21 protein-coding genes and 2 tRNA genes are annotated in these 25,274 nt (G+C 71.0%); 19 read left to right on the plus strand and 4 right to left on the minus strand.

Features of this window, described 5'->3' with window-relative positions:
- Window positions 1-118 precede the first annotated feature (118 nt).
- The gene (locus tag ABD973_RS21370; RefSeq protein WP_164720888.1) at window positions 119-1,354 is read right to left on the minus strand and encodes a GNAT family N-acetyltransferase; all 1,236 of its coding nucleotides are present in this window, start codon (window positions 1,352-1,354) and stop codon (window positions 119-121) included.
- 117 nt (window positions 1,355-1,471) lie between these two features.
- Here ABD973_RS21370 and ABD973_RS21375 point away from each other — a divergent pair, with 117 nt between their 5' ends.
- The 5 genes from ABD973_RS21375 (at window position 1,472) to ABD973_RS21395 (ending at window position 6,194) form a co-directional block, all read left to right on the plus strand.
- Window positions 1,472-2,614, plus strand: coding sequence for a PP2C family protein-serine/threonine phosphatase (locus tag ABD973_RS21375; RefSeq protein ID WP_125605290.1), 1,143 nt, complete (start codon window positions 1,472-1,474; stop codon window positions 2,612-2,614).
- Window positions 2,615-2,733: 119 nt separating this feature from the next.
- Complete coding sequence (locus ABD973_RS21380; RefSeq protein ID WP_125821122.1) at window positions 2,734-3,468, plus strand: ABC transporter ATP-binding protein; 735 nt, start codon at window positions 2,734-2,736, stop codon at window positions 3,466-3,468.
- 523 nt (window positions 3,469-3,991) lie between these two features.
- The gene (locus tag ABD973_RS21385; RefSeq protein WP_345501538.1) at window positions 3,992-5,383 is read left to right on the plus strand and encodes a pyridoxal phosphate-dependent decarboxylase family protein; all 1,392 of its coding nucleotides are present in this window, start codon (window positions 3,992-3,994) and stop codon (window positions 5,381-5,383) included.
- Entirely contained in the window at window positions 5,380-5,835 is a 456-nt protein-coding gene (locus tag ABD973_RS21390) for an HD domain-containing protein (RefSeq protein ID WP_125603371.1), read from the plus strand. The genes ABD973_RS21385 and ABD973_RS21390 overlap by 4 nt, the downstream gene beginning before the upstream one ends.
- Before the next feature lie 164 nt (window positions 5,836-5,999).
- Window positions 6,000-6,194 (plus strand): hypothetical protein, encoded by a 195-nt coding sequence (locus tag ABD973_RS21395; protein WP_007264064.1) that lies wholly within the window; start codon window positions 6,000-6,002, stop codon window positions 6,192-6,194.
- A gap of 93 nt (window positions 6,195-6,287) precedes the next feature.
- On the opposite strand, the gene ABD973_RS21400 is transcribed toward ABD973_RS21395, so the two are convergent.
- A tRNA-Gly gene (locus ABD973_RS21400) sits at window positions 6,288-6,358 on the minus strand.
- Between the two features lie 178 nt (window positions 6,359-6,536).
- Between ABD973_RS21400 and ABD973_RS21405 the strand changes: the two genes are divergently transcribed.
- The 5 genes from ABD973_RS21405 to clpX all read left to right on the plus strand — a co-directional run bounded on the left by ABD973_RS21405 (window position 6,537) and on the right by clpX (window position 11,275).
- Window positions 6,537-6,613, plus strand: a tRNA-Pro gene (locus ABD973_RS21405).
- 180 nt (window positions 6,614-6,793) lie between these two features.
- A complete protein-coding gene (gene tig / locus ABD973_RS21410) occupies window positions 6,794-8,173 on the plus strand; it encodes a trigger factor (protein ID WP_125603372.1) in 1,380 nt (459 codons plus the stop codon).
- Between the two features lie 286 nt (window positions 8,174-8,459).
- Entirely contained in the window at window positions 8,460-9,077 is a 618-nt protein-coding gene (locus tag ABD973_RS21415; RefSeq protein WP_007264062.1) for an ATP-dependent Clp protease proteolytic subunit, read from the plus strand.
- A 103-nt stretch (window positions 9,078-9,180) separates the two neighbouring features.
- Entirely contained in the window at window positions 9,181-9,834 is a 654-nt protein-coding gene (locus ABD973_RS21420; RefSeq protein WP_042803356.1) for an ATP-dependent Clp protease proteolytic subunit, read from the plus strand.
- Window positions 9,835-9,988: 154 nt separating this feature from the next.
- Entirely contained in the window at window positions 9,989-11,275 is a 1,287-nt protein-coding gene (gene clpX / locus ABD973_RS21425; protein ID WP_007264060.1) for an ATP-dependent Clp protease ATP-binding subunit ClpX, read from the plus strand.
- Window positions 11,276-11,342: 67 nt separating this feature from the next.
- Here clpX and ABD973_RS21430 read toward each other — a convergent pair whose 3' ends face one another.
- Window positions 11,343-12,311 carry a hypothetical protein gene (locus ABD973_RS21430; RefSeq protein WP_125821118.1) on the minus strand — a complete coding sequence of 323 codons (969 nt, stop codon included), beginning with the start codon at window positions 12,309-12,311 and terminating at the stop codon, window positions 11,343-11,345.
- 127 nt (window positions 12,312-12,438) lie between these two features.
- Between ABD973_RS21430 and ABD973_RS21435 the strand changes: the two genes are divergently transcribed.
- Window positions 12,439-15,060: a valine--tRNA ligase gene (locus ABD973_RS21435; protein ID WP_125596831.1), complete on the plus strand. Its 2,622-nt coding sequence runs from the start codon at window positions 12,439-12,441 to the stop codon at window positions 15,058-15,060.
- Window positions 15,061-15,226: 166 nt separating this feature from the next.
- A complete protein-coding gene (locus ABD973_RS21440; RefSeq protein ID WP_125821116.1) occupies window positions 15,227-16,375 on the plus strand; it encodes a sensor histidine kinase in 1,149 nt (382 codons plus the stop codon).
- 28 nt (window positions 16,376-16,403) lie between these two features.
- Here the strand turns inward: ABD973_RS21440 and ABD973_RS21445 are convergent, their stop codons facing one another.
- Entirely contained in the window at window positions 16,404-17,453 is a 1,050-nt protein-coding gene (locus tag ABD973_RS21445) for a rod shape-determining protein (protein WP_125596837.1), read from the minus strand.
- 117 nt (window positions 17,454-17,570) lie between these two features.
- Here ABD973_RS21445 and folC point away from each other — a divergent pair, with 117 nt between their 5' ends.
- From folC to mrdA, 7 genes are all read left to right on the plus strand, one after another.
- The gene (folC, locus tag ABD973_RS21450) at window positions 17,571-19,097 is read left to right on the plus strand and encodes a bifunctional tetrahydrofolate synthase/dihydrofolate synthase (RefSeq protein WP_125596840.1); all 1,527 of its coding nucleotides are present in this window, start codon (window positions 17,571-17,573) and stop codon (window positions 19,095-19,097) included.
- 7 nt (window positions 19,098-19,104) lie between these two features.
- Entirely contained in the window at window positions 19,105-19,464 is a 360-nt protein-coding gene (locus ABD973_RS21455; RefSeq protein ID WP_125596843.1) for a DUF4233 domain-containing protein, read from the plus strand.
- 64 nt (window positions 19,465-19,528) lie between these two features.
- A complete protein-coding gene (gene ndk / locus ABD973_RS21460) occupies window positions 19,529-19,939 on the plus strand; it encodes a nucleoside-diphosphate kinase (RefSeq protein WP_125821114.1) in 411 nt (136 codons plus the stop codon).
- 316 nt (window positions 19,940-20,255) lie between these two features.
- Entirely contained in the window at window positions 20,256-21,275 is a 1,020-nt protein-coding gene (locus ABD973_RS21465) for a rod shape-determining protein (RefSeq protein ID WP_030008578.1), read from the plus strand.
- Between the two features lie 167 nt (window positions 21,276-21,442).
- Complete coding sequence (mreC, locus tag ABD973_RS21470; RefSeq protein WP_125821113.1) at window positions 21,443-22,393, plus strand: rod shape-determining protein MreC; 951 nt, start codon at window positions 21,443-21,445, stop codon at window positions 22,391-22,393.
- A 3-nt stretch (window positions 22,394-22,396) separates the two neighbouring features.
- Window positions 22,397-23,092 (plus strand): rod shape-determining protein MreD, encoded by a 696-nt coding sequence (gene mreD, locus ABD973_RS21475; RefSeq protein WP_125596849.1) that lies wholly within the window; start codon window positions 22,397-22,399, stop codon window positions 23,090-23,092.
- A gap of 16 nt (window positions 23,093-23,108) precedes the next feature.
- The gene (mrdA, locus tag ABD973_RS21480; RefSeq protein ID WP_125821112.1) at window positions 23,109-25,271 is read left to right on the plus strand and encodes a penicillin-binding protein 2; all 2,163 of its coding nucleotides are present in this window, start codon (window positions 23,109-23,111) and stop codon (window positions 25,269-25,271) included.
- The last annotated feature ends 3 nt before the right edge of the window (window positions 25,272-25,274 follow it).

Below are 25,274 nucleotides of genomic sequence, written 5' to 3' on the forward strand. Positions count from 1 at the left end.
CGATTGAGGCGCGGGGGTCTGGGGGCGGAGCCCCCAGGGGGTCCGGGGCGCAGCCCCGGGGAACGGGCGAAGGGCGGGTAGGGGACCTCGACCCGCGTCCGCCCCCGCGCGGCAGAGGTTAGAAGTTGTGCGGGAGCCAAGGGGCGACGTCGGCGGCGAAGGCCCGCGAGGCCTCCCGCAGCGCCCCCACCCGGAGCTCGCGCACCCGCCCGGCCGCCGCCAGCGAGGTCAGCGTGACCCCGCCCAGGTACGCCGCCCCCAGCTCCCGCACCGACAGCGCCAGGTCCGCCGCGTCCGACGAGGGCGCACACCTCACCGCCCCGTCGCGCCCGGCGGTCAGCCGCCACCGCCCCGCGTTCCACGGACAGAACGCGTCCTCGACCTCCAGCACCACGTCCACCGCGGCCCCGTACCCCCGCGCCTCCAGCGCCGCCGGCAGGTCCACCAGCCGCAGGTGCAGCGCGTCCCGCTGCTGGATCCCGCACCGCCGGACGTCGCTGACCAGGTGCAGCAGCGCGTCGTCGACCGGCCGCCTGTACGCCCGTACGTGCCAGGTCAGGTCGATCCCGAAGAGGTAGCGCCACAGCGCCGCGTAGGCCGCCGGATCCGGCGCGTGCACCTCGCTGACCTCGACCTTGCCGTCCGAGCCGGACAGCTCCCAGTCGGGCTTGACCCGGTAGCGCGCGTACCCGGCCACCCCGCCGTCCGCGTCCTCGGCCACCACGCACTTCAGCGGCGAGGCCCCGCCCCGGAGCTCCGGCACGTCCAGCACCCCGTCCCGCTCCCAGCCCGGCTGCCGCGCCAGCATGCCAGGCCGGGCCGCGACCAGACCCGCGTACACCCGCTCGCAGTCCGCGAGGGACTCGTCCGGGTCCACGAGCCGCAGCCGCACCGCGTCCGTCCCCGGCGGCACGGACAGGCGTACCCGGGTGGTGTCGATGTCGACGGCCAGGGAGTACGCGGCCGTGCCGTAGCCGAAGCGGCCGTAGATCTCCGGCTCCGATGCCGTCAACACGGCGATCGGCTCCTCACTCGTACGGATGTCGTCCAATTGGCGCCGCATCAGCGACGTCAGCACCCCGCGCCTGCGGTGCGTCGGCGCGACACCCACCAGGGTCACGCCCGACACCGGAACCAGGGCCCCGCCCGGCACCGAGAGGCGGAAACCGAAGGCCGAGGCCGAGCCGACGCAGTCCTCGCCGTCCCAGACACCGAGGGAGCGCTCCGGTTCCGTCAGCGAGCGCAGGTGCTCCCGGCTCGGTGCGGGTTCCCTCACGCCACCGAAGGCCAGCTCCAGATGATCGAACCAGACATCCCACTCATTCCGCTGCAAAACCCGCATCTCAAGAGCCATGCGGTCATCCTCACGCGGCCCGTCCGCCGCAGTCGAAGGGTTTTCGCCCCGCGAAGCGCCATTGGTCCGGGGGTCCCCCTGCGCACTCACAGCCGGGATGGATATGGTCCCGAAGCAATGGCCGGAGCACGCGTGGAGACGTTCATGGCCCGGATGCGCATGCTTTCGCACCGGGCGCGCACAGCCCTGCGCAAATCCGCCGTCGACTACTTCCGCGGCGACGCCTCCGACTGGCTGGCCTTCGCCGGCCTCCTGCTGACCGTCCCCGCCATAGCCTGCGGCACCCTCCTGATGCCCGTCTGGTTCTCCCCGTCGGCCCTGGTCCTGCCCATCGTCGCCGGCGGCCTCCTGCTGCGCCCCGCCAGCCTCCTCGGGCTGTACGCCGCCGCCGCGGCCGCCCTGATCGTCGAGGCCCTCGTCCTCGGCCCCTATACCCAGGGCCCCGCCCGGGTCACCCCCGGCACCGTGCTCGTCGTCGCCGCGTGCGGGTTCTTCGGGCTGGTCATCGCCCAGTTCCGCAGCCGCGTCGGCGTGCCCTGGAGACGCGGCGGCACCATGCTCTTCGACCTGCGCGAACGCATCCGCGTCCAGAGCAAGCTGCCCGCCCTGCCCCGCGGCTGGCACCGTGAGATGGCCCTGCGCCCGGCCGGCGGCCAGTCCTTCTCCGGCGACTTCGTCGTCGCCGCCCGCACCAACGGCGGCCGCACCCTCGAAGTCGTCCTCACCGACGTCTCCGGCAAGGGTATGGAAGCCGGCTCCCGCGCCCTCCTCCTCTCCGGCGCCTTCGGCGGCCTCCTCGGTGCCCTCCCGCCCCAGGACTTCCTCCCCGCCGCCAACGGCTACCTCCTGCGCCAGGACTGGGACGAGGGCTTCGCCACCTCCATCCACCTCGTCCTCGACCTGGAGACCGGCGACTACGAACTGCTGTCCGCCGGACACCTCCCCGCCCTCCAGCTCTCGGCCGGCACCGGCCGCTGGCGCGAAGTCACCGGCGAGGGCCCACTGCTCGGCGTCTACGACGGCGCCGACTTCGAACCCGCCCGCGGCAACCTGCGGCGCGGCGACGTCCTCATGCTCTTCACCGACGGCCTCGTCGAGACCGCCGACCGCGAGATCAGCGAAGGCATCGACCGCCTGACCGGCGAAGCCGACCGCTACGTCGCCGCCGGCTGGGACGGCGCCGCCTGGCACCTCATCGAGAAGGTCGCCAAGGACGTCAACGACGACCGCGCGCTGCTCCTCATCCGCCGCTCACCCTGACGGCCCCGGGGTGGGGATTACCCCACCAGCCGTCCGCCGGGCCGCTCCATGGCCCCCGCGCCACGCCCCTCCGTAGCGTCGGGGACACCAGCGCACACCGGTACGGAAGGCGGCAGACCATGGGGCTCAGGCGGACCAGGCGACACGACGCGCGGACCGGACCCGCCGTGGAGCTGAACGGCGTACGACGCGTCTACGGACGCGGCGCCGCCGCCGTGCACGCCCTGCGCGGCATCGACCTCACCCTGCCGCGCGGCAGCTTCACCGCCGTGATGGGCCCCTCCGGCTCCGGCAAGTCCACCTTCCTCCAGTGCGCCGCCGGACTCGACGCCCCCACCGAGGGCTCCGTCCGGCTCGGCGGCACCGAGATCGCCACCATGGACGAGAACGAGCTCACCGAGCTGCGGCGCAGCCGCCTCGGCTTCGTCTTCCAGGCCTTCAACCTGCTGCCCTCGCTCACCGTCGAGCAGAACGTCATGCTCCCGCTGAGCCTCGGCGGCGGCCGCCAGGACCGGGCCCGGGCCGCCGAGCTGCTCGCCCGCGTCGGCCTGGACGGCAAGGGCCGGCGCCGCCCCGCCGAACTGTCCGGCGGACAGCAGCAGCGGGTCGCCATCGCCCGGGCCCTGGTCACCCGGCCCGACGTGGTCTTCGCCGACGAGCCGACCGGCGCCCTCGACACCACCACCGCCGCCGAGGTGCTCGGCCTGCTCCGCGACGCCGTCGACTCCCTCGGCGCCACCGTCGTCATGGTCACCCACGACCCGGCCGCCGCCGCCCACGCCGACGAGGTGCTCTTCCTCGCCGACGGCCTCATCGCGGACCGCGTCCCCCGCACCACCGCCGCTCCTTTTTGACGCGCCGCTCGCGCGGCTCGGCCCCAGGGGGCCTCCCCGGCTTCGCGCCGCTGCGCCGGACTCCGTCCGCCGGGCCGCGGGGCGGGGTTGGGTTCCGTGGCCGGGGTCGGTGGGCCGGGTGCGGGTGGGCGGGCCGCTGCGCTGGGCTGGTTCCCCTACCCGCCCTTCGCCCGTTCCCAGGGGCGCCGCCCCTGACCCCGCGCCTCAAACGCCGGCGGGGCTGAAGAACCGGGGCTCCGCCCCGGTGCGCTCAATCGCCGGCGGGGCTGGAGAATCCAGCCCCGCCGGCGATTGAGGCGCGGGGGTCTGGGGGCGGAGCCCCCAGGGGGCCGGGCCGCAGCCCCGGGTCCTTCAGCCGCGTCGGCGTCTGAGGCGAGAACGGATGAAGGGCGGGTAGGGGAACCAGCCCCGCGCAGCGGCCCACCCCGCCGGGCCACGGCAACGGCAACGCCCCTCACGGCAAAGGCCACTCGGCGCGGATTGGCCCGTCCCCGAACCCCCGGCGGGGGCTAGCGTCCGGGGAATGGACCGCACCCTCGCCGCCGACCTGGCCCGCCTCCCCGAGCTCCTCGACGCCACCCGCCGCGCCGCCGCCGAGGCCCTCGCGACCCTGGACGAACGCCCCGTCGTACCCCCGCAGGACGCCCCGCCGCCCGGACCCGCGCCGCTCCCCGCGCAGGGCACCGGCACGGAAGCGGCCCTCGCCGAGTTCCGGGCCCGCTGGGAGCCCCGCCTCTCCGCCTCCGCGGGCCCCCGCTACCTCGGCTTCGTCACCGGCGGCGCCACCCCCGCCGCCCTCGCCGGGGACTGGCTGACCGCCGTGCACGACCAGAACTCCAACTCCGCCATGGACGGCGCGGGCCAGCACCTCGAACGCGAGACGACCGGCTGGCTCCGCGAGCTCTTCGGCCTCTCCGACGCCCACACCGGCACCTTCGTCAGCGGCGCCACCATGTCCAACACCGCCGGCCTCGCCATCGCCCGCGAGTGGCTCGGCGAACGCCTCGGCGTCTCCCCGGCCCAGGACGGCGTCGCCGCCCTCGGCCCCGTCCGCGTGCTCTCCGGAGCCCCGCACTCCTCCATCGCCAAGGCCCTGTCCGTCCTCGGCCTCGGCCGCTCCGCCCTCGTACCGGTGCCCACCCTCCCCGGCCGGGAGGCCGTCGACCCCGCCGCCCTGGACCGCGCCCTCGCCGACGCACCCGGCCCGGCGGTCGTCGTCGCCAACGCCGGCACCGTCAACACCGTCGACTTCGACGACCTGCGGGCCGTCGCCGCCCTCAGGGAACGCCACGACTTCTGGCTCCACACCGACGCCGCCTTCGGCGCCTTCGCCGCGCTCAGCCCCGAGCACGCCCACCTCGTCGCGGGACTCGACGCCTGCGACTCCGTCTGCGTCGACCTGCACAAGTGGCTCAACGTCCCCTACGACAGCGCCGTCCAGTTCACCCGCCGCCGCGACCTCCAGTCCCGGGTCTTCGCCAACGCCGCCGCCTACCTCGGCCCCCTCGGCGCCGACCCGGACCTCGTCCACCTCACCCCCGAGAACTCCCACCGGCTCCGCGCCCTCGCCGCCTGGTTCACCCTGCGCGCCTACGGCCGCGAGGGCCACCGCGAGATCGTCGAACGGGACGTCGCCTGCGCCCGCGACCTCGGCGCACGCCTCGACCGCGACCCGGCCTTCCGGCTGCTGGCCCCGGTCCGCCTCAACGTCGTCTGCTTCACCCTCGCCGCAGCCCCCACCCCCGAGCGGCTGACCGCCCTGCGCGAGGCCGTCGCCGCCGACGTCTTCGTCACCCCCACCGTCCTCGGGGGAACCGCCGGCCTGCGCGCCGCGTTCTCCAACTGGCGCACCACACCCGCGGACGTGGACCGGGCCGCCCGGGCCCTGCGCGCGGCAGCGAAGGAGATCGCATGACGGACCGCTCCCTGACCCTCGCCGAGGTGGAGGCCCTCGCCCGCTCCGCGCACGAGGGCCAGACCGACAAGGCCGGACGGCCCTACGCCGAGCACCTGGCGGCCGTGGCCGAGGGCGTCCGCCTGCGCGGCGGCAGCCCCGCCCAGCAGGCCGCCGCCTGGCTCCACGACGCCGTGGAGGACGACGCGCTCAGCCCGGAACAGCTCGCGGCCGCCGCCCTCCCGCAGGAGGTCAAGGACATGGTGCTGGCCCTCACCAAACGTCCCGGCGAACCGGTCGGGGAGTACGCCGCCCGCATCCTCGCCACCCCCGGCGCCGTCCTGGTGAAGGAGGCCGACCTCGCGCACAACGCGGACCCCGTACGCCTGTCCGTACTGGACGCACCCACCCGCGACCGGCTGACCGCCAAGTACGCACACGTCCGCTCCCTCCTCGGCATCACCGTCCCCTGACGCCCGAAATGTGCCGGGTGGGCGGCCGTTTGGCGGGAAAGCCGCGATGGCGATTCGTCACGGTGCGGATAGCCGGGCCCGGTTGGTGGGAGGATGGTGCATGTGGGGCGCGCAACGCCGCGCGCGCCGGGCCGGCCAGGGGACGACCGAAGGTGTGATCAGTAGTGGCCATTTCGCTGTCAGTGGTGGTTCTGTTGGCGGTCATCCTGGTGATCCTGATCCGCGGCAACCACATCAAGGCGGGCCCCGCGATCATCGCGGTCCTCTTCGGGTTCTTCCTCGCGTCCAGCTCCATCGCCCCGGACGTCAACCGCTTCCTGAACTCCCTCGCGGACACCATCGCGGGCATCAAGCTCTGAGCGGACGCCGCGGGAACGACGGCGGGAAGACCGCGGAAACGACGAGGGGCCAGGTCCTGGAGAAGATCTCCGGCCTGGCCCCGAGCCATGAAGAGCGGGTGACGGGAATCGAACCCGCGTAGCTAGTTTGGAAGACTAGGGCTCTACCATTGAGCTACACCCGCAACACGCGCGCCGCAGGTCCGTGGACCGCGGCACGACAGCATCCTAGCGGGTCGCGCGGGGGGAGTGCACACCGCTTTTCCCGCCGTGTCCGGGCCCGCCCCCGTACGCGCGTGCGCCCGCCGGGGAAACCGGGGGCGTCGGAGGGTCTCCGGGCATGTACCCTACGTGTCGCACCGACGGGGTGTGGCGCAGCTTGGTAGCGCGTCCGCTTTGGGAGCGGAAGGTCGTCGGTTCGAATCCGGCCACCCCGACCACTCAGTACCGCCCGCGCCATCGATCGTCCGCCAAGATCGCGTTGTGGGCTGATTGCCGCTTGCGGTTACTATGCAAGCTGCGTGCCCGTGTGTCTGATGTACCGGGCCGAATCCGTCGAGGCCGCTGAATCGCAGCGTTCCGGCAGAACCCCCAGCAGTCAGCCACAAGGAGACCGAACCGTGAAGAGCGCCGTGGAGACCCTGAACCCGACTCGGGTTCGGCTCACTGTCGAGGTGCCCTTCGAGGAGCTCAAGGACAGCCTCGACGCGGCGTACAAGAAGATCAACCAGCAGGTCACGGTGAAGGGCTTCCGCAAGGGCAAGATCCCTGCGCGCGTCATCGACCAGCGCTTCGGCCGCGGTGCGGTGCTGGAGGAGGCCGTCAACGACGCCCTCCCGAAGTTCTACACCGAGGCCGTCAACGAGGCGGACCTGAACCCGCTGGGCCAGCCCGAGGTCGACATCACCGAGCTGAAGGACGGCGAGCTGCTGACCTTCACCGCCGAGGTGGACGTCCGCCCCGAGATCGAGATCCCGGACTACTCCGGCATCGAGGTCGAGGTCGACGCGGTCGAGGTCTCGGACGAGGACGTCGAGAAGTCGGTCGAGCAGCTGCGCGGCCGCTTCGCGTCCACCAAGGACGTCGAGCGCGCCGCCGCCGAGGGTGACGTTGTCACCATCGACCTGGAGGCCAAGGTCGACGGCGAGGTCCTCGCGGACGGCGTCGCCACCGACGTCTCCTACACCATCGGTTCCGGCGAGCTCCTCGACGGCATCGACGAGGCCGTCACGGGCCTCGAGGCCGGCGGCGAGGCCACCTTCACCTCGCAGCTGAAGGGCGGCTCCGCCGAGGGCCAGGACGCCGAGGTCACCGTCAAGGTCACCAAGGTCTCCGCCCGCGAGCTGCCGGAGCTGGACGACGAGTTCGCCCAGATGGCGAGCGAGTTCGACACGCTCGACGAGCTGAAGGCCGACAGCCGCAAGCGCCTCGAGAACATGAAGCAGTACGACCAGGCCACGCAGGCCCAGGAGCGCGTCCTGGAGAAGCTGCTGGAGCTCGTCGAGGTCCCGATCCCCGAGAAGCTCCTCGCGGACGAGGTCCAGACCCGCAAGCACAACCTGGAGCACCACCAGCTCGGCCAGATGGGCCTGAACCTCGAGAAGTTCCTCGAGATCCAGGGCAAGACGGTCGAGGAGTTCGACGCCGAGACCTCCGAGCAGGCCGTCAAGGGCATCAAGACCCAGTTCGTCCTCGACGCGCTGGTCAACAAGGAGAAGCTGGGCGTCAACCAGGAGGAGCTCACCGAGCACCTCATGCGCCGCGCGCAGTCCTCCGGCATGTCCCCCGACCAGTTCGCCCAGGCCGTCGTCGAGGGTGGCCAGGTCCCGATGCTGGTCGGCGAGGTCGCCCGCGGCAAGGCCCTCGCGGTCGTCGTCGAGGCCGCCAAGGTCGTCGACACCAACGGTGAGGTCGTCGACCTCTCCGACGACGAGGACGAGACCGAGACGGCCGCCGAGGCCGTCGAGGGTGACGCCGAGGGTGACGCCGAGGCCAAGTAACACCTCCGGGAGGCGCCTTTGCGGAGCCCCCTGAGCAGTGCCCCGAAGGGCCCGGACGCAGCCGCGTCCGGGCCCTTGCGCGTGCCCTCGCGGGGCGCTCGGGACCTTGCGCTCCGAGCGAACAGTTCGGGAAGCGGGATGGCGTTGTCCTACCTGCGCGTTAGGGTCCATGAATACGAGGGCACGGGAGTACCCGAAGCCGGCGGGCATCGACCCCCGGTAGGTCCGCGCCCCAGAACGAGACGCTGAGACGGCATGTGGCCGTCGGAGACGAGCAGGTGGATACGTGACGAATCTGAAGCCTTACGCCGCGGGTGAGCCGTCCATCGGTGGCGGCCTCGGCGACCATGTCTACAACCGGCTGCTCGGCGAACGCATCATCTTCCTCGGCCAGCAGGTTGACGACGACATCGCGAACAAGATCACGGCGCAGCTCCTCCTCCTGGCCGCGGAGCCGGAGAAGGACATCTACCTGTACATCAACAGCCCCGGTGGCTCCGTGACGGCGGGCATGGCGGTCTACGACACCATGCAGTACATCCCGAACGACGTCGTCACCATCGGCATGGGCATGGCCGCCTCCATGGGCCAGTTCCTGCTCACCGGCGGTACGCCGGGCAAGCGCTTCGCGCTCCCCAACACCGACATCCTGATGCACCAGGGCTCCGCCGGCATCGGCGGCACCGCCTCGGACATCAAGATCCAGGCCCAGTACCTGCTGCGCACCAAGCAGCGCATGGCCGAGATCACCGCGCACCACTCGGGCCAGACCGTGGAGGCGATCATCCGCGACGGCGACCGCGACCGCTGGTTCACGGCGGAGGAGGCCAAGGACTACGGCCTCATCGACGAGATCATCTCCGCCGCGTCCCTGGTCCCGGGCGGCGGCGGCACCGGGGCCTGACCCCGGCCCGGCGCACGGGGTCCCGTACGAGGACCCTGCGCCCCGCCCGCCCGTGCCAGGCACCCACAGCCCGCAGAACGCCACCAGGACGGTGAACACCCAGATGCAGAACAACTTCTCCGCGAGCGGCCTCTACTCCGGCCCTCAGGTCGACAACCGGTACGTCATCCCGCGCTTCGTCGAGCGCACCTCGCAGGGCGTGCGCGAGTACGACCCGTACGCGAAGCTCTTCGAGGAGCGCGTGATCTTCCTCGGCGTGCAGATCGACGACGCCTCGGCCAACGACGTCATGGCGCAGCTGCTGTGCCTGGAGTCGATGGACCCGGACCGCGACATCTCGATCTACATCAACAGCCCGGGCGGCTCCTTCACCGCCCTCACGGCCATCTACGACACGATGCAGTTCGTGAAGCCGGACATCCAGACGGTCTGCATGGGCCAGGCGGCCTCCGCCGCCGCGGTCCTGCTCGCCGCCGGCACCCCCGGCAAGCGCATGGCCCTCCCGAACGCCCGCGTGCTGATCCACCAGCCGTCCGGCGGCACCGGCCGCGAGCAGCTCTCCGACCTGGAGATCGCGGCCAACGAGATCCTGCGCATGCGCGACCAGCTGGAGACCATGCTGGCCAAGCACTCGTCGACGCCGATCGAGAAGATCCGCGACGACATCGAGCGCGACAAGATCCTCACGGCCGAGGACGCGCTGGCGTACGGGCTGATCGACCAGATCGTCTCGACCCGGAAGATGAACGCGGTCTGATCCTTGCCGCCACTCGGCGCGGCCGCACCGCGGAATCCCGCGATGTGAACCGCGTCAAGGGGGCCCCGAACGGGGCCCCCGGCAAGGTACCGTCGGATATGAGGCACCAGGAGCGCTGAACCAAAGCGTCTCCCAGGCGAAGGGGAAGCACCTCGTGGCACGCATCGGTGACGGCGGCGACCTGCTCAAGTGCTCGTTCTGCGGAAAGAGCCAGAAGCAGGTGAAGAAGCTCATCGCAGGACCCGGTGTGTACATCTGCGACGAGTGCATCGACCTCTGCAACGAGATCATCGAAGAGGAACTCGCGGAGACCTCCGAGGTCCGGTGGGAGGAACTCCCCAAGCCCCGTGAGATCTACGAGTTCCTGGAGAGCTACGTCGTCGGCCAGGAGCCGGCGAAGAAGGCGCTCTCGGTAGCGGTCTACAACCACTACAAGCGCGTGCAGGCCGGCGAGAACGGCGGCGCGCAGGGCCGTGACGACGCGATCGAGCTCGCGAAGTCCAACATCCTCCTGCTGGGCCCCACGGGCTCGGGCAAGACCCTCCTGGCCCAGACCCTGGCCCGCATGCTCAACGTCCCGTTCGCCATCGCCGACGCGACGGCGCTGACGGAGGCGGGGTACGTCGGCGAGGACGTCGAGAACATCCTGCTCAAGCTGATCCAGGCGGCCGACTACGACGTCAAGAAGGCCGAGACCGGGATCATCTACATCGACGAGATCGACAAGGTCGCCCGCAAGAGCGAGAACCCGTCGATCACGCGCGACGTTTCCGGCGAAGGCGTCCAGCAGGCCCTCCTGAAGATCCTGGAGGGCACGACGGCCTCCGTCCCCCCGCAGGGCGGCCGCAAGCACCCGCACCAGGAGTTCATCCAGATCGACACGACGAACGTGCTCTTCATCGTGGGCGGCGCCTTCGCCGGCCTGGAGAAGATCATCGAGTCGCGTGCGGGCGCCAAGGGCATCGGCTTCGGGGCGACGATCCGCTCGAAGCGGGAGATCGAGGCGAGCGACCAGTTCCAGGAGGTCATGCCGGAGGACCTGGTGAAGTTCGGGATGATCCCGGAGTTCATCGGCCGCCTGCCCGTCATCACCTCGGTCCACAACCTGGACCGGGAGGCGCTCCTGCAGATCCTGGTCGAGCCGCGCAACGCCCTGGTGAAGCAGTACCAGCGCCTGTTCGAACTCGACGGCGTCGAGCTGGACTTCGAGCGCGAGGCCCTCGAAGCCATCGCGGACCAGGCGATCCTCCGCCAGACGGGCGCGCGCGGCCTGCGCGCCATCATGGAAGAGGTCCTGATGTCGGTGATGTACGAGGTCCCGTCCCGCAAGGACGTGGCCCGCGTGGTCATCACGGCCGACGTGGTCCGCTCCAACGTCAACCCGACGCTGGTCCCCCGCATCGTCCCGAAGGACCAGGGCCCGCACGAGAAGTCGGCGTAACCGCACGGCACATACGAGAAGGGGCGCTCCCCACCGGGAGCGCCCCTTCCGCGTACGTGCCGTGCGGTTACTTCTTGACGCGGGCGGTCTTGTAGAGCTTCGCGGCGAGCTCCGCGTCCTGCTCCAGGGTGTAGCCCGGCTTGCCGGCGAGGATGGAGACGGCGTCGCTGGCGCTCACGACGCTCAGGGTGCTGTAGTCACCCCAGATGCAGACGGGGAGCGTGAATTCCTTGGGCCCCTTGGCCGTCGCCGGGTCCTTCGAAGTGAGCTTGAGGTCCTGGCACTTGAGTATGGCGCCCTCGAAGCCGTCCGGGGTGATCTCCTTGGGGCTGCCGATGAGTTCGGCCGTCGACTTGTCGTTGCTCTCGGTCGTCTTCGCCTTGAAGAGCGCGAAGTATCCGTCCACCGCCTTCTCCGGGTCGGCGATCTCGCCGTAGAGGCCGCTGAAAGTGAGCCCCTTCTGCGTCAGCGGGTTCTTCGGGTCGCCGGAAAGGTAGCTCATTCCCACCTGGGTGGGGTTCTTGATGCCCGCGGCCTGCGCTTCCTGCTTGTCCTTGTCCGTCATGGGCTTCTCGGTGTACTTCGGGTTCTTCTGGAACTCGCCCACCGACTCAGGTGCGACCAGCTTGTAGCCCTTCGTCGCGTCGGAGACCGAGCCGCCGGAGCCCAGGAACCACCAGGCGCCGCCCGCGATGACGGCGACGGCCACGACCGCCGCGATGACCGGGCCGGCCTTCGACTTCTTCGGCGGGGCCGGTGCCGGGGGGACGTACGCGGGCTGCGGCTGCTGCGGGGTCTGGTAGCCGTACGCGGGCTGCGGGGCCGGCGGGGGCGGGGGAGGCGTCTGGTAGCCGCCCTGCTGGGGGTAGGCCGGGGGCGGCGGCGGGGCCTGCTGGGGGTAGGACGGGGCGGGGGGCTGCTGGGGGTAGCCGTAGCCCGGCTGCTGGGGCTGCTGGCCGTACGGGTTCGGCTGCTGTCCGTAGGGACCCGGCTGCTGCGGCTGCTGGCCGTATGGCCCCGGCTGGTTGTAACTCATCCCGCGTCCCCCTGTGAGGTGTGCTTATCCGTTTCACACATCCTGGCGGAAGGCCGGGGCGGCAGGGGCGCCGGGCCCCCGGATTACCGGTTTCAATACCGGACCGTTACGCCTCTAAACTGTGCCCGTGACCGAGAACACGCAGACACCCAGTGCCCCCAACTCCGAACTGCCGACCCAGTACGCGCCGGCCGAGGTAGAGGGGAAGCTCTACGAGCGCTGGGTAGAGCGTGGCTACTTCACGGCCGACGCCGCGAGTGAGAAGCCCGCGTACACCATCGTCATCCCGCCGCCGAACGTCACCGGCTCGCTCCACCTGGGCCACGCCTTCCAGCACACCCTCATGGACGCCCTGACCCGCCGCAAGCGCATGCAGGGCTTCGAGTCGCTGTGGCTGCCCGGCATGGACCACGCCGGCATCGCCACCCAGAACAAGGTCGAGCAGCAGCTCGCCGAGGAGGGCAAGTCCCGCCACGACCTGGGCCGCGAGGAGTTCGTCGAGCGCGTCTGGCAGTGGAAGGAAGAGTACGGCGGCAAGATCCTCGGCCAGATGCGCCGCCTCGGCGACGGCGTCGACTGGTCGCGCGAGCGCTTCACCATGGACGAGGGCCTGTCCAAGGCCGTCCAGACCATCTTCAAGAAGCTCTACGACGACGAGCTGATCTACCGCGCCGAGCGCATCATCAACTGGTGCCCCCGCTGTCTGACGGCCATCTCCGACATCGAGGTGGAGTACCAGGAGGACGCCGGCGAGCTCGTCTCCATCCGGTACGGCGAGGGCGAGGACAGCCTCGTCGTCGCCACCACCCGCGCCGAGACGATGCTCGGTGACACGGCCATCGCCGTCCACCCCGACGACGAGCGCTACAAGCACCTCGTCGGCCGGCTCGTCAAGCTGCCGCTCACCGACCGTTCGATCCCGGTCGTCGCGGACGCGCACGTCGACCCGGAGTTCGGCACCGGCTGCGTCAAGGTGACGCCGGCGCACGACCCGAACGACTTCGCCATCGGGCAGCGCCACAACCTGCCCAACATGACGATCATGGACGAGCACGGCGTCATCACCGTCCACGGGCCCTTCCTCGGCCTGGACCGCTTCGAGGCCCGTTCCGCGGTCGTCGGCGCGCTGCGCGAGCAGGGCCGGATCGTCGCCGAGAAGCGCCCCTACCTGCACTCCGTCGGGCACTGCTCGCGCTGCAGCACCACCGTCGAGCCCCGCCTGTCCCTCCAGTGGTGGGTCAAGGTCGAGACGCTGGCCAAGGCCGCCGGTGACGCGGTCCGCGACGGCCGGGTCGCGATCCACCCCGTCGAGATGGAGAAGCGCTACTTCGACTGGGTCGACAACCTCAACGACTGGTGCATCTCGCGCCAGCTGTGGTGGGGCCACCGCATCCCGGTCTGGTACGGCCCGGACGGCGAGGTCGTCTGCGTCGGCCCCGACGAGGAGGCGCCCTCGGGCGAGGGCTGGACCCAGGACACCGACGTCCTGGACACCTGGTTCTCCTCCGGCCTGTGGCCGTTCTCCACGCTGGGCTGGCCGGAGAAGACCCCGGACCTGGCGAAGTTCTACTCCACCGACGTCCTGGTCACCGGCCACGACATCATCTTCTTCTGGGTCGCCCGGATGATGATGTTCGGCCTGTACGCCATGGACGGCGAGGTCCCCTTCAAGACGATCGCGCTGACCGGTCTGGTCCGCGACGAGCGCGGCAAGAAGATGTCGAAGTCCTTCGGCAACGTCGTCGACCCGCTCGACTGGATGGACAAGTACGGCTCCGACGCCGTCCGCTTCACCCTGGCCAAGGGCGCCAACCCCGGCACCGACGTGCCGATCGGCGAGGACTGGGTCCAGGCGTCCAGCAAGTTCGCCAACAAGATCTGGAACGCCACGCGCTTCGCGCTGATGAACGGCGCCACGATCGAGGGCGAGCTGCCGCCGGCCGAGCAGCTGTCGGCCACCGACCGCTGGATCCTCTCCCGCCTGAACAAGACGGTCGCGCAGGTCGACGGCTACTACGAGGACTTCCAGTTCTCCAAGCTCAGCGAGGCGCTCTACCACTTCGCGTGGGACGAGGTCTTCGACTGGTACGTCGAGCTGTCGAAGACGACCTTCTTCGCGGGCGGCGAGCAGGCGAAGGTCTCCAGCCGGGTCCTCGGCGAGGTCATCGACGTCATGCTGCGTCTGCTGCACCCGGTGGTCCCGTTCGTCACCGAGACCCTGTGGACCACGCTGACCGGCGGCGAGTCCCTCGTCATCGCCGACTGGCCGAAGGACAGTGGCTTCCGCGACGAGGCCGCCGAGGCCGAGATCGAGAGCGTCCAGAACCTGGTCCGCGAGGTCCGCCGCTTCCGCAAGGAGCAGGGCCTCGACGACAAGCAGAAGGTCCCGGCCCGCCTCGACCTGTCCGGTACGGTGCTCGCCGCGCACGAGGCGGCCATCCGCCAGGTGCTGCGCCTCCAGCCGGAGGGCGACGCCTTCAGCGCCTCGGCGACCCTCCCGGTCGCCGGTGCCACGGTGGCCCTCGACCTGTCGGGCACCATCGACGTCGAGGCGGAGCGCAAGCGCCTGACGAAGGACCTGGGCGCCGCCGAGAAGGAGAAGCAGCAGGCCGAGGCGAAGCTGGCGAACGAGGCGTTCATCGCCAAGGCGCCCGACAACGTCGTGGACAAGATCAAGGGCCGTCTGGCCAAGGCCGAGGCGGACATCGCCCGGATCCAGGCTCAGCTGGCCGGCCTGCCCGCCGCGTAGCCGCGTAGCCGGACCGTCGTACGAGGGCCCCCGCACCGTTCCCGGACGGTGCGGGGGCCCTCGCGCGTGCTCGGAGGAGGCCGGCGCCGAAGCGGAGTGCCGCATATCACTTGATATGCCCCACCCGCCGATCCGATCCCGGGCGCGGACCACGGATGATGGGGAGATGCACGTCAAGCCCGCCGCGTCGGCGTTCCTCCGGCTCGTGGCCCCCGGCCGCCGGCCGGCCGAGGGCCCGGGCGCCTCCCCGCGGGCGCAGGACGTCCTCGCGGCGCTGAGCTGCCTGGCCCTGATGGCGCTCGACCTGCCGGGCCTGGCCGCCGCCGACAACTCCCTCAACGGCGCCGGGGCCGCCGTCGTGCTCACCGTCGGCTGCTCGACGCTGCTGCTGCGCCGCCGGATGCCGTGGGCGGCGTACCTCACGGCCCTGGTGTTCATCGGCTGGCTGCACGAGCTGACCCTGATCCAGTTCGCCCTGTACTCCGTCGGCCGCTACCGGGGGCGGCGCGCCGCGGTGTCGGCCACCGTCGGGTACCTGGTCTTCGCGGTGGCGGTGTTCTGCGTGCCGGGCTGGCCCGAGCCGAAGGCCGCGACGCTCAGCGCCTTCCTCGGCCTTGTGGTGCCCATCGGGGTGCTCGCCTCGGCCGTCGGGATCGCCGCCTACCGGCACGACCTGGTGCGCGAGCTGGAGGCCAGGCGGGCCGAGTCGGCGGTGCTCAACGCGGTGCAGGAGGAGCGGACCTCCGTCGCCCGGGACGTCCACGACTTCGTCGGCCGGGAGCTGACCCTGCTGACGGTGCGCTCGGAGGTGCTGTCGATGCGGGCGCGCGAGACCCCGTACGCGAAGGACTTCGAGGAGCTGTCGGACACGGCCCGGCGGGCGCACCTGGTGCTGAACGAGATCATCGTGCAGCGCGGGGAGCGCGCCGCCACGCCCGGCGTGGAGGGGCTCGCGGCGCTGGCGGAGGAGAGCGGGCGGGCCGGCTCGCCGGTCCGGCTGGCGATGGACCCGCAGGCGCACGGGCTGTCGCCGCTGCGGCAGGCGGCGGTCTACCGGGTGGTGCAGGAGTGCCTGACCAACGCGGCCAAGCACGCGCGCGGCGAGACCATCGAGGTGTCGGTGCGGGCGGACGGCCCGCACGTGCGGATCGCGGTCAGCAACGGCCTGCCGGCCGGCGTCCCGGGCCGGGCCCCGGTCTCGGCGGGCTCGGGCACGGCGAGCATGGCCGAGCGGGTCCGCAGCCTGGGCGGCACGCTGACGGCGACGCGGACGCCCGACTCGTACGAGGTCGTGGCGGTGCTGCCGCGCGGCTGACCGGGCCCGTCCCGGACGAGGGGCGTGGTCAGGCCTTCGCGGGGGAGAGCAGGCCGCTGAGGGTGTCGAGGTCCTCGACGCAGCGGCCGGAGCCGAGGGCCACGCAGTCCAGCGGGGCGTCCGCGACGAAGACCGGGATGCCGGTGGCGGAGGCGATGCGCAGGTCCAGGCCGGGCAGCAGGGCGCCGCCGCCGGTGAGGACGATGCCGTGCTCCATGACGTCGCCGGACAGCTCCGGCGGGCAGTCCTCCAGCGTGGCGCGGACCGCGGCGATGATCGCCTCGACGGGCTCGTCGAGGGCGGCCCGGACGTCGGGCGCGGTCAGCTCCAGGGTCTTGGGCATGCCGCCGACCTTCTCGCGGCCGCGCACGGTGAAGGTCCGGGTCTCCAGCTCGGGCCGGTCCGGGACGGGCCAGGCGGAGCCGATGGCGACCTTCACGTCCTCGGCGGTGCGCTCGCCGATGAGCAGCGCGTGCTCCTTGCGCACGTAGTCCATGACCGCGGCGTCCATCCGGTCCCCGCCGACCCGCAGGGACCGCGAGGTGACGATCCCGCCGAGGGAGATCACGGCGACCTCGGAGGTGCCGCCGCCGATGTCCACGACCATGGAGCCGCGCGGCTCGGCCACCGGCAGGCCCGCGCCGATCGCGGCGGCCATGGGCTCCTCGATGAGGTGGACGGTCCTGGCCCCGGCCCGGGTGGAGGCGTGGACGATGGCCCGCCGCTCGACGGGGGTCACCCCGGACGGGACGCAGATCACCATCCGGGTGCGGGGGCGGCGGCCGGGCACCGCCTTGCGCACGAAGTGCCGGATCATCTCCTCGGCGGCCTCGTAGTCGCAGATCACCCCGTCCTTGAGGGGGCGGATGGCGGTGATCGAACCCGGCGTGCGGCCGATGGTCTCCTTGGCCTCGGCCCCGACGGCCAGGGCGGTGGTGGTGCCGGCCTTGACCGCCACCACGGACGGCTCATTGAGGACGATCCCGTGCCCGCGGGCGTAGACGAGGGTGTTCGCGGTCCCCAGGTCTATCCCTATGTCGCGGCTGGAAGCGGACGTGGTGGTGCTGGCCTGCGGCATTCGTTCCCCTATCTCCTGTCCGCAAGGCTTGCATAACGATCAGGTCGCTTTCGCGGCCGATGGTCCTGAAACGGCCGGGTCGAAAGTCCCGCGGGACCCCGTCCGTAGACTGGACCCGTGAGTGAGCAGCAGCCCGAGAGCCACGACCGTGACCGCGACCGTCCCTTCGACGAGTTCGACCAGATCGTGGCGGAAGAGTCCGACCGCGACCCCGACCTGGCGGTGATCGAGGCCGGCAGCCGTACCCTGCGCGCCCAGGCCGGGCCGCCCGCGGGCGACCCCGTGCCGGCCCGCCCCGAGGACCCGGAGGTGGCGAAGGCGCTGCTGGAGGTGGAGCAGGAGCTCGCCACCCGCTGGGGCGAGACCAAGCTGGAGCCGTCCGTCAGCCGGATCGCCGCGCTGATGGACGTCCTGGGCGAGCCGCAGCACGCGTACCCGTCCATCCACGTCACCGGCACCAACGGCAAGACCAGCACGGCCCGCATGATCGAGGCCCTGCTGAACGCCTTCGACCTGCGCACCGGCCGTTACACCAGCCCGCACGTGCAGTCGGTGACCGAGCGGATCAGCCTGGACGGCGCGCCGATCAGCGCCGAGCGGTTCATCGAGACCTACCACGACGTGAAGCCGTACGTGGAGATGGTCGACGCGGCCGAGGAGTACCGGCTGTCCTTCTTCGAGGTGCTCACCGGCATGGCGTACGCGGCCTTCGCGGACGCGCCGGTCGACGTCGCCGTCGTCGAGGTCGGCATGGGCGGCACCTGGGACGCCACCAACGTGATCGACGGGACGGTCGCGGTGATCACCCCGATCAGCCTGGACCACACGGACCGGCTCGGCTCCACGCCCGGTGAGATCGCCCAGGAGAAGGGGGGCGTCATCAAGCAGGACGCCACCGTGATCCTGGCCCAGCAGCCGGTGGACGCGGCGCAGGTGCTGCTGAAGAAGGCCGTCGAGGTCGACGCGACCGTCGCCCGCGAGGGGATGGAGTTCGGTGTCGTCTCCCGCGAGGTGGCGGTCGGCGGCCAGATGCTGACCCTGCGCGGGATGGGCGGCGAGTACGAGAACATCTTCCTGCCGCTGTACGGCGCCCACATGGCGCACAACGCGGCGGTCGCGCTGGCCGCCGTCGAGGCCTTCTTCGGCGTCGGCGGGGAGCACGCGCGGGAGCTGGACGCGGACACGGTGCGGCAGGCCTTCGCCTCGGTGACCTCGCCGGGCCGCATGGAGGTCGTGCGCCGCAGCCCGACGGTGATCCTGGACGCCGCGCACAACCCGGCGGGCGCGCGGGTCACCGCGGAGGCGGTCACCGAGGCCTTCGGCTTCAGCCGGCTGATCGGGGTCGTGGCCGCGAGCGAGGGCAAGGACGTCAAGGGCGTCTTCGAGGCCTTCGAGCCGATCTTCGCGGAGGTCGTGGTCACCGAGAACACCAGCCACCGGGCCATGGGCGCGGACGAGCTGGCGGCCATCGCGGTCGAGGTCTTCGGCCCGGACCGGGTGCAGGTGGAGCCCCGCCTGGACGACGCCCTGGAGGCGGCCGTCACCCTTGCGGAGGAAGAGGCCGAATACGGAGGGGCCGGCGTCCTGGTGACCGGTTCCGTCATCACGGTGGGCGAGGCCCGCCTGCTGTTCAAGAAGGGCTGAGGGATCGATGCGCACGCTCTGCGCGAGCACGCTGATCGGTGAATTCTTCATCGTCGGCTTCGCGGGCCTGGTGGCCATGAAGAACCCGGACCTGACCCAGGCCCAGGTGTGGACGGTCTGCGGTGTGACGATGCTGCTGTCGGTGCTGCTGTGCGGGATGCTGTCGCGCCCCGGGGCGGTGCAGATCGGCTGGGCACTGCAGATCGGGCTGATCGCGAGCGGCTTCGTGGTCCCGACGATGTTCTTCCTGGGCGCGGTCTTCGCGGGCCTGTGGTGGTGCTCGGTGCACTACGGCCGCAGGATCGACGCGATCAAGGCCAGCTGGGCGGCCCGTCAGGCGGAAGCCGCAGCTCCTGACGCTGCGTGACGGTTCACCGTTTCGGCCCTGTAGATTCGTCGCACCGCACCCGTTTGCCGCAAGGAGTTGTCACATGACCCAGCGCACGCTCGTCATCCTCAAGCCCGACGCCGTCCGTCGCGGCCTGGTCGGCGAGATCATCGGCCGCATCGAGCGGAAGGCCGGCTGGACCATCCCCGCGATGGAGCTGCGCACGCTGGACGCGGAGACCCTGGAGGCCCACTACGGTGAGCACAAGGGCAAGCCCTTCTACGAGCCCCTGATGGGCTTCATGGCGAGCGGCCCCGTCGTCGTCCTGGTCGTGGAAGGGGAACGCGCGATCGAGGGTGTGCGCCAGCTGGCCGGCCCCACCGACCCGATCGCCGCGGCGCCCGGCTCCATCCGGGGGGACTTCGGCACCATCGTGCGCGAGAACCTGATCCACGCCTCGGATTCCGAGGAGTCCGCGGAGCGCGAGCTGAAGCTCTTCTTCCCGGCCCTCTGAGCGTAGCGGAGCGTTCCCGAGCGCACTTTCCTGACGAGACATCAGCCAAATAGCGCTCATGACCTGGGGCGACCGAAGTAATTTCGGTCGCCCTTCGGTATTGCCGGAAGCATCCGGGAACGCATGGCAAGAACACGACGTCACCACTATGGGGGCGGGTTGCCCGTCCGGCGGCATCGCCGGAGTCCCGTCGCGCGGTACCGGTACTCGCGGCCTTACGATGGGGCCTCCACCCACACACCCACCTCGCCGACCTGACAGCAGCCGCTATCAACTGGAAGGCCAGACGCTCCTCATGGGGAACAAGGGGAACAACATGTCGTTCATCGGCCGTGACATGGCGATCGACCTCGGGACCGCCAACACGCTGGTGTACGTGAGGGGCCGGGGAATCGTTCTCAACGAGCCGTCCGTGGTCGCCATCAACACGAACACCGGTGGAATCCTGGCGGTCGGCTCCGAGGCGAAGAAGATGATCGGGCGCACGCCCGGCAACATCGTCGCCGTACGGCCCCTCAAGGACGGCGTGATCGCCGACTTCGAGATCACCGAGCGCATGCTCCGGTACTTCATCCTCAAGATCCACAAGCGCCGCTACCTGGCGCGCCCGCGCGTCGTCGTGTGCGTGCCCTCCGGTATCACCGGGGTGGAGCGGCGCGCCGTCATCGAGGCGTCCACGCAGGCCGGCGCCCGCCAGGTGCACATCATCGAAGAGCCCATGGCCGCCGCCATCGGCTCGGGCCTGCCCGTCCACGAGGCCACCGGCAACATGGTCGTGGACATCGGCGGCGGCACCACCGAGGTCGCCGTCATCTCCCTCGGCGGAATCGTCACGGCGCAGTCCATCCGGGTGGCCGGCGACGAGCTGGACAACGCGATCATCCAGCACATCAAGAAGGAGTACTCGCTCCTCCTCGGCGAACGCACCGCCGAGCAGATCAAGATCACCATCGGGTCGGCGTACGACCTCGACAAGGACGAACACACCGAGATCCGCGGCCGCGACCTGGTCTCCGGTCTCCCGAAGACCGTCGTCATCTCCGCCGCGGAGGTGCGCAAGGCCATCGAGGAGCCCGTCAACTCCATCGTCGACGCCGTCAAGACCACCCTCGACAAGTGCCCGCCGGAACTCTCCGGCGACATCATGGACCGCGGCATCGTCCTCACCGGCGGCGGCGCGCTCCTGCGCGGGCTCGACGAGCGGCTGCGCCGCGAGACCGGCATGCCGATCCACATCGCCGAGGACCCCCTCGACTCCGTGGCCCTCGGCTCCGGCAAGTGCGTCGAGGAGTTCGAAGCCCTCCAGCAGGTCCTGGACGCCCAGCCCCGGCGATGACCAAACCCCCTCCAACGGGGCATGCGGAACACAAGGATCCGCCGTACGGGTGCTACCGCGCCCGTGCGGCGGATCGTTGATATACAGGCACAGTCCGGTGCAGCCCCGGCTCCGCCGGAGCGGCTCCGCCGCACGGGTTTTCTACGAGGAAGGCACGGCCGCCGCACGTGAGGGACACACGAGAGAGCCGGCTGCTCCTGGTGCTGCTGATCGCCATCGCGTTCGCATTGATCACGGTGGACATCAGAGCGGGCGAGGAGTCACCGGTCGACGGTGCCCGCAAGGCCGCCGCAGCGGTCTTCGGTCCGGTCGAGAAGGGCGTCGCGACCGCCGTGGACCCGGTCGCCAACGCCATAGGGGCCGTACGCGACTCCGACGAGCGCCACAACCGCGTCACCCGCCTGGAGCAGGAGAACGCCCTCCTGAAGACCAGGATGGGCAGCGACGAACGGGCCAAGAGCCGCATCCGCGAACTCGACGAGATGCTCAAGCGGGCCGGCGCCGGCCAGTACGGCATCAAGGGCGCCGAAGTCATCGCCATAGGAGCGGCCCAGGGCTTCTCCTGGACCGTCACCATCGACGCCGGCAGCAAGGACGGCATCGAACGCGACATGACCGTCCTCAACGGCGACGGACTCGTCGGCCGCGTCACCACCGTCGGCCCCGACACCTCCACCGTCCTCCTCGCCAGCGACCCCGACTTCACCGTCGGCACCCGCCTGGAGGCCAGCGGCGAACTCGGCTTCGCCACCGGCCAGGGCGACCGCCCCCTGGCCGTCCAGATGCTCAACGGCCGCGCCAAGGTCAGCCCCGGCGACCGCCTGGTCACCTTCGGCTCCCGCGCCAACAAGCCCTTCGTCCCCGGCGTCCCGCTCGGCGAGGTCGTCCGGGTCGACCCCTCCAACGGCGGCCTCACCCGCACCATCCACGTCCGCCCCTTCGTCGGCTTCTCCCGCCTCGACATCGTCGGCGTGGTCGTGGTCCCGCCCCGCCAGGACCCCCGCGACACCGTCCTGCCCCCCAAGCCCGAACCCCCCAAGCCCACACCCACGGTCACCGTCACGGTCACGCCCACCCCGAGCGTCTCCGGCCGGCCCGCGGACGAGGAGGAACGCTGAGCCATGCGCTTCAACCGGATCCTGCTCTCCGCCACCCTCGTCGTGGTCGCCCTCGTCATCCAGGTCACCGTCCTGGGAAGGCTCCAGCTCCCCGGCGCCGTCCCCGACCTGATGCTGCTCACGGTCGTCGCCCTGTCCCTGGTGTACGGACCCACCTCCGGCGCCGTCCTCGGCTTCGGGGCGGGCCTCCTCGCCGACCTGGCCCCGCCCGCCGACCACGCCGCCGGCCGGTACGCCCTCGTCCTGTGCATCATCGGCTACCTGGTGGGCCTGGCCCGCCCCGACAACGGCCGGTTCCGCTCCGCCTGGGGCCCCATGCTGACCGTCCTCGCCGCCGCCGCCGGATCGATCATGCTGTACGTCGGGGTCGGCGCCCTGGTCGGCGACACCGCCGAACGCCACGTCGGCCTCGGCGGGCTGCTGTTCACCGCCGTCCTCTACGACCTCCTGCTCGCCCCCTTCACCGTGCCGTGGATCATGGCCCTGGCCCGCCGCGCCGAGAACGACCCCATGGCCGTCGAAGCCAACAACGGCCCGCCGCAGGGCGCCGACGTCTCCACGGGCTGGCTCACCGGCGGCACCGGCCTCAGGATCGGCAGCCAGCGCGGCGGCCTGCGGCTGCGCACCGCCCGCGGCCGCGCCAACCGGGCGGTGCGGATAAAGGGCGTCAAAGGCGTGAAGAACGTCAAGAAGCTGTGACGGGGGAGCACCAGGCATGACCAACATTCCCGAGACCGGCCGCACCCCCCGGGTGCAGATCCGGCTCGTCATCATCCAGATCCTCGTCTTCTCCCTGCTCTTCACCCTCGGCGGCCGCCTCTGGTACCTCCAGATCCGCAACGGCCACGAATACGCCGACGAGGCCCGCAGCAACCACGTCCAGCGCGTGGTGCAGCCCGCCGTGCGCGGCGACATCCTCGACGCCCGCGGCGTCCCCCTCGCCGACAACGAGACCCGCCTCGTCGTCTCCGCCTCCCGCACCGAGCTGATGCGGATAAAGGACCGGGGCAAGGCCGTACTGACCCGCCTCGCCGGAGTCCTCGACATGAAGCCGCAGGACGTCATGGACAAAATCCGGCTCTGCGACTCCCAGACCCCCAAGCCCTGCTGGAACGGCTCCCCCTACCAGCCGATCCCCGTCACCACCGAGGCCACCACCCAGCAGGCCCTCCAGATCCGCGAACGCCCCGAGGACTTCCCCGGCATCACCGCCGAACCCACCGCCGTACGCCGCTACCCGGCCGTCGGCGGCGGCCGCGCCGCCCAGGTCCTCGGCTACCTCTCGCCCGTCACCGACGACGAGATCCAGAAGGCCAAGAACACCGACTCGCCGCACCTGCGCTCCGACCAGGTCGGCCGCTCCGGCATCGAGCGCACGTACGACAAGGAGCTGCGCGGCAAGGCCCAGGTGACCTCGTACGAGGTCGACAACCTCGGCCGCGTCATGGGCGAGACCAAGTCCGACCCCGGCATCGCCGGATCCACCCTCGTCACCAGCATCGACGCCCGCGTCCAGGCCGTCGCCGAGTACGAGCTCGCCGAGGCGATGAAGGTCGTCCGCAACGAGACCGACAACATCACCGGCCGCAAGTACGAAGCCGACTCCGGGGCCGTCGTCGTCATGGAGACCAAGACCGGCCGCGTCGTCGCCATGGCCTCCCAGCCCGACTACGACCCCAACGTCTGGGTCGGCGGGATCTCCGGCCAGGACTACGCCAAGTTCACCAGCAAGGACTCCAACTACCCCCTCCTCAACCGGGCCATCCAGGGCCAGGCCCCCGCCGGCTCCATCTTCAAGGTGGTCTCCGCCAGCGCCGCCGTCCGCGCCGGCTACGGCTTCGACGACAAGTACAACTGCAGCGCCTCCTACAACATGGGCGGCCGCAGCTTCGCCAACTTCGAGTCCAAGGGCCACGGCCCCATCACCCTCGGCGAAGCCCTCAAGTTCTCCTGCAACACCGTCTTCTACGCCCTCGGCCACAAGGAGTGGCAGCGCGACGGCGGCCTCGAGCCCAAGAACCCGCACGACTGGTTCTACCGGACCGCCCGCGAGTTCGGACTCGGCTCCGAGACCCACATCGACCTGCCCAACGAGGTCAGCGGCCGCATCCCCGACCGCCACTGGAAGCAGAGCTTCTGGGAGGCCAACAAGGACTCCTGGTGCAAGCAGGGCAAGAAGGGCGGCACCTACGTCGAGCAGATCGCCTACGAGAGCTGCCTCGAAGGCAACCAGCTCAAGGCCTACGACAGCATCAACTTCGCCATCGGCCAGGGCGACGTCCTCGTCACCCCCATCCAGATGGCCACCGCCTACGCCGCCATCAGCAACGGCGGCACCCTCTACAACCCCACCGTCGGCAAGGCCGTCGTCAGCCCCCAGGGCAAGGTCGAGGAGATCAAGCCCCAGTCCCACGGCAAACTGCCCGTTGACGCCAAGACCATCGGCGACCTCGACAAGGGCCTGCGCATGGTCGTCGAACCCGGCGGCACCGCCGCCTGGCGGTTCATCGGCTGGCCCCTGGACAAGATCCCGCTGCGCGCCAAGACCGGCACCGCCCAGGTCTACGGCAAGCAGACCACCTCGTGGCTCGCGACCTACACCGACGACTTCACCATCGTGATGACGATCTCCCAGGGCGGCACCGGCTCCGGCGCCTCCGGCCCCGCCGTCCGCAACATCTACAACGCGATGTACGGGCTCACCATGGACGGCAAGGAGACCGGCAAGGCCCTCCTGCCCAAGCCGCAGGCACAGCTGCCCACCGTCCACCCCGACGGCACCATCGACTCCCCCGAGATCAAGCCGTACGTGCCCCCGTCCCCGGAGGAGCTGACGCCGCCCGTGCTCGCCGGCCCGCCGCCCCTGCGGCATGACTGAGAC

Source organism: Streptomyces racemochromogenes (assembly GCF_039535215.1).
In the GTDB taxonomy this organism is placed as follows: Bacteria; Actinomycetota; Actinomycetes; order Streptomycetales; family Streptomycetaceae; genus Streptomyces; species Streptomyces racemochromogenes.